Source organism: Leucobacter albus (genome assembly GCF_039528015.1).
Classification (GTDB): Bacteria; Actinomycetota; Actinomycetes; order Actinomycetales; family Microbacteriaceae; genus Leucobacter; species Leucobacter albus.
In genome coordinates, this window is sequence record NZ_BAAAKZ010000001.1 from 205,478 (window position 1) to 217,360 (window position 11,883).

At 66.9% G+C, this 11,883-nt stretch carries 11 protein-coding genes; all 11 read left to right on the forward strand.

Annotation, left to right across the window (positions count from 1 at the left end; translation table 11 throughout):
- Positions 1–28 precede the first annotated feature (28 nt).
- A complete protein-coding gene (locus ABD115_RS00955; protein WP_343957257.1) occupies positions 29–1,012 on the forward strand; it encodes a TetR/AcrR family transcriptional regulator in 984 nt (327 codons plus the stop codon).
- A gap of 144 nt (positions 1,013–1,156) precedes the next feature.
- Positions 1,157–3,028: an ABC transporter ATP-binding protein gene (locus ABD115_RS00960; protein WP_343957515.1), complete on the forward strand. Its 1,872-nt coding sequence runs from the start codon at positions 1,157–1,159 to the stop codon at positions 3,026–3,028.
- A 368-nt stretch (positions 3,029–3,396) separates the two neighbouring features.
- Positions 3,397–4,812, forward strand: coding sequence for a sensor histidine kinase (locus ABD115_RS00965; protein WP_343957259.1), 1,416 nt, complete (start codon positions 3,397–3,399; stop codon positions 4,810–4,812).
- Positions 4,800–5,504 (forward strand): response regulator transcription factor, encoded by a 705-nt coding sequence (locus tag ABD115_RS00970; RefSeq protein ID WP_343957261.1) that lies wholly within the window; start codon positions 4,800–4,802, stop codon positions 5,502–5,504. Before ABD115_RS00965 ends, ABD115_RS00970 begins: the two co-directional genes overlap by 13 nt.
- Positions 5,501–6,445, forward strand: coding sequence for a DUF4097 family beta strand repeat-containing protein (locus ABD115_RS00975; protein WP_343957263.1), 945 nt, complete (start codon positions 5,501–5,503; stop codon positions 6,443–6,445). The genes ABD115_RS00970 and ABD115_RS00975 overlap by 4 nt, the downstream gene beginning before the upstream one ends.
- A gap of 38 nt (positions 6,446–6,483) precedes the next feature.
- A complete protein-coding gene (locus tag ABD115_RS00980; RefSeq protein ID WP_343957265.1) occupies positions 6,484–7,710 on the forward strand; it encodes a pyridoxal phosphate-dependent aminotransferase in 1,227 nt (408 codons plus the stop codon).
- Between the two features lie 8 nt (positions 7,711–7,718).
- On the forward strand, positions 7,719–8,177 hold the full coding sequence (rlmH, locus tag ABD115_RS00985) for a 23S rRNA (pseudouridine(1915)-N(3))-methyltransferase RlmH (RefSeq protein ID WP_343957267.1): 459 nt from the start codon (positions 7,719–7,721) through the stop codon (positions 8,175–8,177).
- Between the two features lie 184 nt (positions 8,178–8,361).
- Positions 8,362–8,733: a hypothetical protein gene (locus ABD115_RS00990; protein WP_343957269.1), complete on the forward strand. Its 372-nt coding sequence runs from the start codon at positions 8,362–8,364 to the stop codon at positions 8,731–8,733.
- A 339-nt stretch (positions 8,734–9,072) separates the two neighbouring features.
- Positions 9,073–9,306, forward strand: coding sequence for a glutaredoxin-like protein NrdH (gene nrdH, locus ABD115_RS00995; protein ID WP_343957271.1), 234 nt, complete (start codon positions 9,073–9,075; stop codon positions 9,304–9,306).
- Positions 9,307–9,326: 20 nt separating this feature from the next.
- Positions 9,327–9,728, forward strand: a complete 402-nt coding sequence (nrdI, locus tag ABD115_RS01000) for a class Ib ribonucleoside-diphosphate reductase assembly flavoprotein NrdI (RefSeq protein ID WP_343957273.1) — start codon at positions 9,327–9,329, stop codon at positions 9,726–9,728.
- Positions 9,728–11,869, forward strand: coding sequence for a class 1b ribonucleoside-diphosphate reductase subunit alpha (gene nrdE / locus ABD115_RS01005; protein ID WP_343957518.1), 2,142 nt, complete (start codon positions 9,728–9,730; stop codon positions 11,867–11,869). Before nrdI ends, nrdE begins: the two co-directional genes overlap by 1 nt.
- Positions 11,870–11,883 lie beyond the last annotated feature (14 nt).

An 11,883-nucleotide genomic window follows, 5' to 3' on the forward strand; every position in this document is an offset into this window, starting at 1 on the left:
GGGAGCAGACCACACGAGTAAGGCAGTGATGACCGAAGCAGAAGTCTCCCGCACCCTCGCGATCGCCTGGGGGCTCGCGGCGGCCCCGCAGCGCGGCCCCAAGCGCGAGTTGTCGCTCGAGCGCATCGTCGACGCCGCCATCGAGATCGCCGACGCCGAGGGCCTCGCGGCGGTGACCATGCAGCGCGTCGCCAAAACGTTCGATTTCAGCACGATGGCGCTGTATCGCTACGTCTCGACGAAAGACGACCTGCACCAGCTCATGCTCGACGCCGCGATGACCGGGGGGCTCGGGCCCATCGGGGGCGGCGATTGGCGCGAGGGATGCCGGGCGCTGCTGCGAGGGCTCGTGCTCGGGTACCGCGCGCACCCCTGGGTGCTCGACATCTCGCTCACGCCAGACATTCACATGATGCCGGGGCAGATCCGGGTCGCAGACCTCGGGCTTGGCGCGATGCGCGACATGCCGGTGCCCGAGACGACGAAGCTCGCCATCCTCATTCTCATCTCGTCGGTCGCGCAGGGCCACGCCGCGGTCGAGCGCGAGGTGCTCGCCGGGGCCGCGATGAACGATGCCACCCGGGCGCTGATCGAGGAGGCTGTTACCGTCGCCGAGTTTCCCAATGTCGCCGCGTTCGTGCGCAGCGGCAGCTACTTCGGCGATCACCCCGGCGATCACGCCGGGGGCCGGCCCGGCGGCCCGCCCGGTGCTGCCGAACAGGGCGGGGAGAAAGACATCGAGGGCATCTTGAGCTTCACCACCGAAGTGGTGCTCGCAGGCCTCGCCGAGATCGTCGAGCACGCGCCGGGCCCCGAGCCTGCCGCGACGACTGCCACCCAGCTCGCGCCGCCCGACGCGCTCGCCGCAGCAGAGGGCGCCCTCGCCGCGCACATCGAGCTGCGCAAGGCCACCCAGCAGCGCCTCCGCGACCTCGAGCGGCAGGAATCAGGGCTGGTGAAGGCACGCGACCGGGCGAAGGAGCTCGCGAAGGCGCATTCGAAGCTGACGTAGCGGTAGTCGCGGGGCACACGCGGGCGGCCCGAGGCTGGCGCTGCCCGAGGCTGGCGCTGACTAGAGCCGCCGCCGCCGACCGCGAAAAAGTGCTGATCAGTCACCACTGCGGCGCCACCCACCGGGTACGCTCATGACATGAGCATGGGTGGAGGCGGCGGCGGCCGCGGCGGCGGCAGAATCTCCGGCGGCGACTTTGCCGCGCAGCGCAAGCAGAACGCGGCCGCGCCGAAGGTCGCGAACCTCGGCGGGCGCATCGCCGAACTGTTCAAGCCCTACAAGGGCCCGCTGGTCGTCATCGTCGCGCTCGTGCTCGTCTCGGCCGCGCTCGGCATCATGCCGCCGCTCATCACCCAGCGCGTCTTCGACGACGGCCTGTTCCCGGTCGACGGCGGCGGGCCGAACATGTCGGTGCTCGCGTGGCTGGTCGGCGCGATGATTCTCGTCTTCGTCGTCTCCGCGCTCATCGGCGTCGTGCAGACCTACTTCACCGCGCGCGTCGGCAACCGCGTCATGGGTGACCTGCGCGTGAAGCTGTTCTCGCACCTGCAGTCGATGGAGCTCGGTTTCTTCACGCGTACGAAAACCGGCATCATTCAGTCTCGCTTGCAGAACGACGTTGGCGGCGTTGCCAACGTGCTCACCAACACCGTCTCGAACGTCATCGGCAACACCGTCACCGTGATCGCGGCCGCCGTCGCGATGATTTTGCTCAGCTGGCAGCTCACCATCATCGCGGTCATCTTGATGCCAGTGCTCGTCATCGCGCAGCGCCGCGTCGGCCAGGTGCGCGCCCGCATCGCCGGCAAGACCCAGGAGTCGCTCTCAGAGATGAGCGCCATCACGCAAGAGGCGCTCTCGGTCTCTGGGGTGTTGCTCGCCAAGACCTATTCGCGCCAGACAGCCGAGACCCAGCGCTACGCAAACGAAAACTCGACTCAGGTGTCGCTGCAGGTGAAGCAGGCGATGAGCGGGCAGGTGTTCTTCGCGCTCGTGAACGTGTTTCTCTCGGCGGTGCCGGCGATCGTGTACCTCGTCTCGGGCTGGCTCATAGTGCGTGCGACCGGGCAGGGCTTCGACGCTGGCATCACGGCAGGCACGATCGTCGCGTTCACGACAATTCAGTCGCGGCTGCTGTTCCCACTCATGGCGCTGATGCGCGTCGCGCTCGACCTGCAGACCTCGAGCGCGCTGTTCGCCCGCATCTTCGAATACCTCGACCTCACCCCGCAGATCGTCGACAAGCCAGGCGCCATCGAGCCCGCTGAGGCCGAGGGGCGTGCAGGCCGCATCGAGTTCGACGACGTCGTGTTTGCGTACCCCGATGCGGGGCCGAACGACCGGCCGACAATCGACCACGTCTCGTTCGCCATCGAGCCGGGGGAGTTCGTCGCGTTCGTTGGCGCCTCGGGCTCGGGCAAGACGACAATTGGCTCGCTCATTCCGCGGCTGTACGACGTTACCGGCGGCGCGGTGCGCTACGGCGGCGACGACGTGCGCGATCTGAAACAGGAGGCGCTGATGGATCGCATCGGCGTTGTCACGCAGGAGCCCTACCTGTTTCACGCCTCGATCGGCGACAACCTGCGCTACGCGAAGCCCGACGCAACCGACGAAGAGATCATCGCCGCGGCCAAACTCGCCAACATTCACGAGGCGATCGCCTCATTTGCCGATGGCTACGACACCGTCGTCGGCGAGCGCGGATACCGGCTCTCTGGCGGCGAGAAGCAGCGCATCGCGATCGCCAGGGTGCTGCTGAAGAACCCGCGTGTGCTCGTGCTCGACGAGGCGACGAGCGCACTCGACACCGTCAACGAGCGCATCGTGCAGCGGGCACTCGACGACGCCCGCGAGGGGCGCACGACCATCGCGATCGCGCACCGGCTGTCGACGGTCGAGGGCGCCGACCGCATCTTCGTGCTCGGTGCCGGGCAGATTCTCGAGCAGGGCACGCACGCCGAGCTGCTCGAGCTCGGCGGCGCCTACGCCGAGCTCTACGCGCAGCAGAGCTAGGGGCTGGGGCGGGCTGGTGCGGGGGCTGGCTGGCGCGGGGGCTGGTCGGCCCGGGCTGGCGCGGGGACTGGCTGGCGCTGGCTGGCGCTGGTCGGCCCGGGCTGGCGCTGGTCGGCCCGGGCTGGCGCGGGGCGCCCGCCAAACCTACACTTGCCTCCGAGCCCTTGCCTTGCATCGCGGCACAAGGGGGTGTGCTCGGTGACAAGTGTAGGGCCGGGCTGACCTGGGGGCCGTGCCGGGCCGACCTGGGGGCCGTGCCGGGCTGACCTGGGGGCCGTGCCGGGCCGCCCCGATGGTAGGGAAAACCCGAACGCGGGTCTCCGGTCAGCTGGGTGGGGCGCCCGCCCGCGGCGCTCTAACGTAGGAGTATGAGCAAAACTCCCCAGGTAGCCCAGACGGCTACCCCGGTCGCTGGCGCAGCGCACCAAGCGCCGCAGCCGCACCCTTCGCAGCAGGCGCCGCAGCCGCACCCCTCGCAGCAGGCGCCCCAGCCCAGCGCCGCGCAGCGAACGCAGCAGCCCAGCCCCCAGCCCAACCCCCAGCCCCGCCCGCCGCTGCGAGTCTTCCTCACGATGCTGCACCTCGCGGCGCTTGGCATGCTCGGCTGGGTCGCGCTCGCGGTCTCAGCAATTCTCGTGGGGCTTGGCCTGGGGCTCGCGCTCGTATTCGGCGTCGGCCTGCTCTTTCTTGTCGCGCTGGTCTATGTGCTCTGGGGCATCGCATTCTTCGAGGTCGAGCGCGTGAACGGGCTCTACGCGCTCGGCGGCCCGCGGCTCAGGGCTGTGCACCAGCGCGGCACCGGCCTCGGCGGGTTTCTGCGCACGCTCGGCGCGCAGATCGTCGACGGTGGCATGTGGCAGGCGATCGCAAGCTTCACGGCCTCCGCTCTGCTCGGCCTGGTGTTTCTCGTGTGCGCACAGAACTTCGTGTGGAGTGGCGCGGGCGCGGTACTGGCGCTCACCGGCCGCACGGTCGAGTATCACCCGAGCTTTGGCTCGCTCCTCGCGCCCTACGTCGGCTCGCTGACGCCGCTTTCGTTTGCGGGCATCGCGCTGTTGTGCGCGGCCGCGATGGTCGGCGTCGCGCTGCTGCACAGGCTCATCGCGGTGTGGATCGCCCGGGCTGGCGCCGAGAACGCCCAGTTTGCGGCAGCGGCGCAGCTCGCGGAGCAGCAGCGCGTTGGCGCCGTGCGCGCGGCAGATGTTGAGCGCACGAGGCTCGAGCGCGACCTGCACGATGGCGTGCAGCCCCGGCTCGTGTCTGTCGGCATGACGCTCGGCCTGGCGCAGCAGCAGATCGAGTCAGACCCCGAGGGGGCAAAAGCGCTCATCGCCGAGGCGCACACGTCGACGAAGGCCGCCATCACGGAGCTGCGCCAGCTCGCGCGCGGGATCCACCCCTCTGTGCTCGAAGATCGTGGCCTTGATGCCGCGCTCTCCGCGCTCGTCGGCCGGTCGCACATTCCCGTCGCCCTCGACGTGCGGCTCGACGGGCGCTGCAGCCGCGAGGCCGAGACCGCCGTCTATTTCGTCATCGCCGAGTCGCTCACGAACGCGGCGAAGCACTCGCGCGCGAGCGAGGTGCGGGTGACCGTGCGGCTGCGCGACGCCCAGACGCTGTGGGCACGCATCGAAGATAACGGCGCTGGCGGCGCCCGCGTGATTCCCGGGGGTGGTCTCGACGGCATTACCAACCGGGTGCTCGCGGCGGGTGGCACCTTCCGCCTCGATAGCCCCCTCGGCGGCCCGACCTCGCTGGAGGTGAGCATCCCATGCGCATCTTGATCTGTGAAGACTCGGTGCTGCTGCGCGAGGGCCTCGTGCGGTTACTCGAGCATTCGGGGCACGCGGTTGTCGGCGCCTTCGCCGACACCGCAGGGGTGATCGACGCGGTCGCCGCCGAACTGCCCGACCTGTGCATTCTTGACGTGCGCATGCCGCCGACGTTCACCGACGAGGGCATCAGGCTGGCGCTCGAGTTGCGCGGCACGCACCCGCAGCTGCCGGTGGTCGTGCTGTCGCAGTACGTCGAGGAGCGCTACGCGAGCGATCTCATAGCTGGGCAGGGAGGCGCGTTCGGCTACCTGCTGAAGGATCGCGTCGCCGACGTCGCCGATTTCGTCGACGCGCTCGAGCGGATCGCCGGCGGCGCCACAGTGCTCGACCCCGAGGTGGTGGCGCAGCTGCTGACGAGGCGGAGCAGGGACGCGAAGATGGCGCGGCTCACCGCCCGCGAGCGCACGGTGCTCGCCGCGCTCGCCGAGGGGCGGTCGAACCAGGCGATCGCCGCACTGCTGTTCCTCTCGGAGGCGAGCGTCGAGAAACACATCACGGCAATCTTCCAAAAACTCGAGCTCGAACAAGACGAGTTCGGCGATCGCCGCGTGCTCGCCGCGATCGCCCACCTCGAAAGCGCTGGCGGTGCGCACCCCGCCGACGCGACCCAGCTTCCCCCACAGATTGGACACACGAGATGACCAGCCAGCACCCGGGCCCCTCTTCCCCGGGCCCCGCCGCCTCCGGCGCGACGTTCCCTCCCTCCGAGCAGCATTCCCAGCAGTACCCCCAGCAGCCCGCCCTCCCGCAGCAGACACGGCGCGGCATCGGCACAGCAGGCCTCGTGACCGCCGTCGTCGGCGGCATCGTGCTCTTCGGCCTCGGCGCGACCGCGGCCTTCACGATGGCATTCGCGTCGCAGCCCGCAACGGGCGTGGCCGCTTCGGCGAGCCTCGGGGCGCCCATCGACGCGAGCGGCGTGACGAGCCTGAACCTCAACGCGGGTGTGGCCGAACTTGATGTCGCCTTCGCCGACGTCTCTGGGGCAACGCTGAAAACCTCGGGGGCGAACGCCGATCGATGGGAGTTCTCGCGCTCGGGCGACACGCTGCAGGTGCGCGCCCCGAAGACCAACTCGGGGTGGTGCGTGTTCGGGTTGTGCCCGAGCTCCCGCGGTCAGCACATGGGCGCCACGCTGACGCTGCCAAGCGAGCTCGTGGAGAGCGCACTCGACGCCGATATTCGCGTCGGCGTCGGCTCGGTGCGCGCGGCCGGAGTCTTCGGCGCGCTGAAGGTGAAGGTCGACGTCGGCGAGGCGGTGATCTCGGGCGCCGCGAAACAGCTCGACCTCGATATCGGTGTTGGAACGTTTACCGGCGGGTTCGCCGACACGGAGTCGGTGCAGGCACGCGTCGCGCTAGGCGATCTTGAGCTCGCGCTGACGGGCGAGCCTCCGGCCGACGTGAACCTCGAGGTGAGCACGGGGGCGATCGAACTCGTGGTGCCGCCGGCTGAGTACGACGTCGCCATCTCCCGCAGCCTCGGCGATGTCGAGAACGCCCTGCAGACGGCCGCGGGCGCGCCCCACAAGATCAGCGCCAAGGCTGAGCTTGGCGATATTTCGCTGCGCGAGGGTCGCTAGCGCAGATAGCGGCCCTCGGAGGGGAGTAAACTCGGCCCGTGAGCTCGAAGACGCGACAGATAACTCAGTCCAGTAAGCTCGCCGGCGTGCGTTACGACGTGCGCGGGCCGATTCTCCAGGAGGCTGAGCGACTCGAGCGCGCCGGGGAGAAGATCCTGAAGCTCAACATCGGCAACCCGGCGCCCTTCGGCTTCGAGGCCCCGCCCGAGATCGTTGCCGCGCTGCGCGAGGCGCTCCCGCACGCGCAGGGGTACACCGACTCACGCGGCATCCTGCCAGCGAGAGAGGCTGTCGCCGAGCACTACTCGCGCATCGGGGTGAGTGCGGTGACGCCGGCCGATGTGTTCCTCGGAAACGGCGTGAGCGAGCTCATCTCGCTCGTGCTGCAGGCGCTCGTGAGCCGGGGCGACGAGATTCTCGTTCCCTCGCCCGACTACCCGCTGTGGACGGCGCAGGTGACGCTGCAGGGCGGCCGCGCGGTGCACTACCCGTGCGACGAGTCGAACGGGTGGATGCCCGATCTCGCTGAGATCGAGTCGCTCATCACGCCCGAGACCAAGGGCATCGTGCTCATCAACCCGAACAACCCGACGGGCGCGGTGTACTCTGCCGAGCTCGTGCGCGGGTTCGCGGCCCTCGCCGAACGGCACGGCCTCGTGCTCATGGCCGACGAGATCTACGACCGCATTCTGTACGACGGGGAGACGCACGAACATGCCGCGCTGCACGTGCGCGACACGCTCTGCCTCACCTTCGGAGGCCTGTCGAAGGCGCAGCGCGTCGCGGGCTACCGCGCGGGCTGGCTCGTCACCTCGGGCGATCGCGAGCGTGCGGCAGATTTTCTCGAGGGCCTCACCCTGCTCGCGAACATGCGGATGTGTGCGAACGCGCCGGCCCAGCACGCGATCCCGGTCGCGCTCGGCATTGAGTCGTCGATCGACGCGCTGTGCGCGCCCGGCGGGCGACTGCTCGAGCAGCGCAATGTCGCCCACCGCCTGCTCACCGAGATTCCCGGGGTGAGCTGCGAGCTGCCCGGCGGTGCGATGTACCTCTTCCCGCGGCTCGACCCCGAGCGCTACCCGATCGCAGACGATCAGGAGTTTGTGATCAGCCTGCTGCGGGCCACCCGCGTGCTCGTAACGAACGGGCGCGGGTTTAACCTGCCGACGCCCGACCACCTGCGGTTCGTCACGCTGCCGGAGGTTGCCGTGCTCGAGGAGGCAATCGGGCGCATCGCCGAGTACCTCGGCACCGTGCGAGTCTAGGCGGCGCGGTGGGCATCAAGATTCTCGCCGTTGGCAAGAAGCACGAGAGCTGGGTCGCCGACGGCATCGAGCGCTACGAGAAGCGGCTGCGCAAGCCCTTCGACGTGAGCTGGCAGCTGCTGCCGCACTCGGCGCGCGAGGGCGAGGCCGCGCGGGCCGAGGAGTCTGAGCGCATACTGCAGCGGGTGGATCGCGATGCCTTTCTCGTCTTGCTCGATGAGCGCGGCGCGAACGTCGATTCCCCGGCGCTGGCCTCCCGGCTTCGGGGCGCGCTCGACTCAGGCAAGCAGATCGTCGTGGTGATCGGGGGCGCGTACGGCGTCGACGACGCGGTGCGGTCGCGCGCGAACTTCGTGTGGAGCCTCTCGAAGCTCGTGTTTCCGCACCAGCTCGTGCGGCTCATTCTCGCGGAGCAGCTGTATCGCGCGCAGGAGATCGCCGCGGGGCGCCCCTACCACCACGTGTAGCGGGCTTGGGCCCTGGCCCTGGCCCTGGCCCGGGGCTGACGGGCGGTGCCGGCTGCGGCAGCACTTCGATATGGAGCCTGCGCGCCCACGGGCCGAAGCGGCTCGAATCTCCCTGCCCTGTGCAGAGAACCCCGTGTTCGGCAGACGAGCTCGCAGTGTCGGTGGCCAGGGGTACCCTCGCCGCATGTCCCCCTTTCGATTGAGCGCACGAACGCTGCCGCCACGCGCGCGAGCACCGGTGCTGGGGGTGCCTGTCGGCGCCGCCGCGGCCTCACCGGCGGTGCCGGTGCCGTGGCGGGTGGTGCGACGCGCCCTGGGCACGATAGAGCTCGAGTACCGGGGGAGTGTCGCGGCGCACTCCGTGCGGTTCGCGCTCGCGGGCGAGGGCATGCTCGGGCTGTCGCTGCCGCAAACTGTGCAGCCGGGGGAGCGCCTGCGTGTCGCCGTGCGAGGCGTGAGCGCGGAGCGGGCGGCAGCCGCCCACGACGCGATGCTCGTGCTCCGCTGGTTTCAGCACGACGGCACCGAGTTGCTCTGGCCGATTGCGGTCGAATAGGGCGAGTGGCAGGGGGTCAGATCGCGGGTCACGGGCGGGCATAAAAGGCCGCGCACAGGTGTTGCAATAGGTAGAAGTCTGCGATCAATTCCAAACTGATTCCGACACGCCGAGACCTGCCGGTGGATGAAAAAACTTTTCGTCTCCCCAGGCTGTGGATAACCTCCGCAGGAGGGCGGAACTGAGCCAAAAGTTCTCCCCAACCCCGACGTTTTGGCGGTGGAAAGCTCGTGGAAAACTACATCGGTGTAACTACATCATCTTGTGGTCGGCCCGGGTGTGGTTCACTAGATGTTGTGGCTCACGCGAGCTAAAGACTTTTGATGGAAGGGCATAAAAATGGCAGTTACGGTCTACACCAAGCCGTCGTGCGTACAGTGCACGGCAACCTACCGAGCTCTCGACAGCAAGGGCATCGAGTACGAAGTTCACGACCTCTCTGAAGACGAGACTGCGCTGCAGGCCGTCAAGGAGCTCGGCTACCTGCAGGCACCCGTCGTCGTGACCGACGATGAGCACTGGTCTGGCTTCCGCCCCGACAAGATCGCGGAGCTCGCCGGCCGCATCCTCTAGCCAGAAGATGTGTGGTTACCGTGAGTAATCTGGTGTACTTCTCCAGCGTTTCGGGGAACACGCACCGCTTTATCGAGAAGCTCGGTATCCCCGCGAAACGCATTCCGTTGTACGCCCGAGAAGATCCACTGCAGGTCACCGAACCCTACGTGCTGCTCGTGCCTACCTACGGCGGTGGCCCCGCACTCCGCGCGGTTCCGAAACAGGTGATCAAGTTTCTCAACGACGAGCAGAACCGATCACTCATTCGGGGCGTGATGGCGGCGGGCAACACCAACTTTGGAGAGGCCTACGGCATCGCGGGCAGCATCATCGCCCGCAAATGCCAGGTCCCTTTCCTATATCGCTTTGAACTCTTTGGAACACCGGACGACGTGACAGCCGTCCAAGAAGGATTGGATAAGTTTTGGAAACAGCAGTAATGGAGCCGGGGCTTGAATCATCGAAGATCAGCGAGATGGATTACCACTCGCTGAACGCGATGCTCAATCTGTACGACGCAAACGGCAAGATCCAGTTCGACAAGGATCGCGAGGCCGCCAGGCAGTACTTCCTGCAGCACGTCAACCAGAACATGGTGTTCTTCCACAACTTCGAGGAGCGCCTGCGCTACCTCATCGACAACGACTACTACGAGAAGGCACTGCTCGATCAGTACTCGACGAAGTTCATCGAGCAGCTCACCGATGAGGCATACGCGCTGAAGTTCCGCTTCCCCGCGTTCCTCGGTGCGTTCAAGTTTTTCACCTCGTACGCTCTGAAGACGTTCGACGGCAAGCGCTACCTCGAGCGCTTCGAAGATCGCGTCGTGATGGTGTCGCTCGGGCTCGCCCAGGGCGACCAGGAGCTCGCGCGCGGCTTCATGCGCGAGATGATCTCGGGCCGGTTCCAGCCGGCGACCCCGACGTTCCTGAACATGGGCAAGGCGCAGCGCGGTGAGCTCGTCTCCTGCTTCCTGCTCCGCGTCGAAGACAACATGGAGTCGATCTCTCGCGGCATCAACTCCTCGCTGCAGCTCTCCAAGCGCGGCGGCGGCGTCGCGCTCTCGCTCTCGAACATTCGCGAGGCTGGCGCCCCGATCAAGAAGATCGAGAACCAGTCCTCTGGCATCATCCCCGTGATGAAGCTGCTCGAAGACAGCTTCAGCTACGCGAACCAGCTCGGTGCGCGCCAGGGCGCCGGCGCGGTGTACCTCTCCGCTCACCACCCCGACATCATGAAGTTCCTCGACACGAAGCGCGAGAACGCCGACGAGAAGATCCGCATCAAGACGCTCTCGCTCGGCGTCGTTGTGCCCGACATCACGTTCGAACTCGCGAAGAAGAACGAAGACATGTACCTCTTCTCGCCGTACGACGTCGAGAAGGTCTACGGCGTGCCGTTCGGCGATATCTCGGTGACCGAGAACTACTACGACATGGTTAACGATTCGCGTATCTCGAAGACGAAGATCAGTGCGCGCCACTTCTTCCAGACCGTCGCCGAGCTGCAGTTCGAGTCGGGCTACCCGTACATCGTGTTCGAAGACACCGTGAACAGGGCGAACCCCATCAAGGGTCGCATCAACATGTCGAACCTGTGCTCCGAGATTCTTCAGGTCAACACCCCGACCACCTACAACGAAGACCTCAGCTACAAAGACATCGGCAAGGACATCTCCTGCAACCTCGGCTCGATGAACATCGCGATGGCGATGGACGGCGGCAACTTCGGTGAGACCGTCGACCTCGCGATCCGCTCGCTCACCGCGGTGAGCGACATGAGCTCGATCAGCTCGGTTCGTTCGATCGAAGACGGCAACGCCCAGTCGCACGCCATCGGCCTCGGCCAGATGAACCTGCACGGCTACCTCGCTCGCGAGCACATCCACTACGGTTCAGAAGAGGGCATCGACTTCACGAACATCTACTTCTACACCGTGCTGTTCCACGCGCTCACCGCGTCGAACAAGATCGCGATTGAGCGGAAGCAGGTCTTCGGCGGCTTCGAAGATTCGAAGTATGCGTCGGGCGAGTTCTTCGACAAATACACCGACGAGGCGTGGGAGCCGGCGACCGAGCGCGTCCGCGAACTGTTCGCCGACGCGAACATCGAGATTCCGACTCAGGCTGACTGGGCGGCGCTGAAGGCCTCCGTCATGGAGCACGGCATCTACAACCAGAACCTCCAGGCGGTTCCGCCGACGGGATCCATCTCGTACATCAACAACTCGACGAGCTCGATCCACCCGATCGCCTCGAAGGTTGAGATTCGCAAGGAGGGCAAGCTCGGGCGCGTGTACTACCCGGCCCCGTTCATGACGAACGACAACCTCGAGTTCTACGAAGACGCCTACGAGATCGGCCCCGAGAAGATCATCGACACCTACGCAGCGGCAACGCAGCACGTCGACCAGGGCCTCTCGCTCACGCTGTTCTTCAAGGACACCGCGACCACTCGCGACATTAACAAGGCGCAGATCTACGCGTGGCGCAAGGGCATCAAGACGATCTACTACATCCGTCTGCGCCAGCTCGCGCTTGAGGGCACCGACATGACCGAGTGCGTCAGCTGCATGCTGTAATAGATCAGCGACGC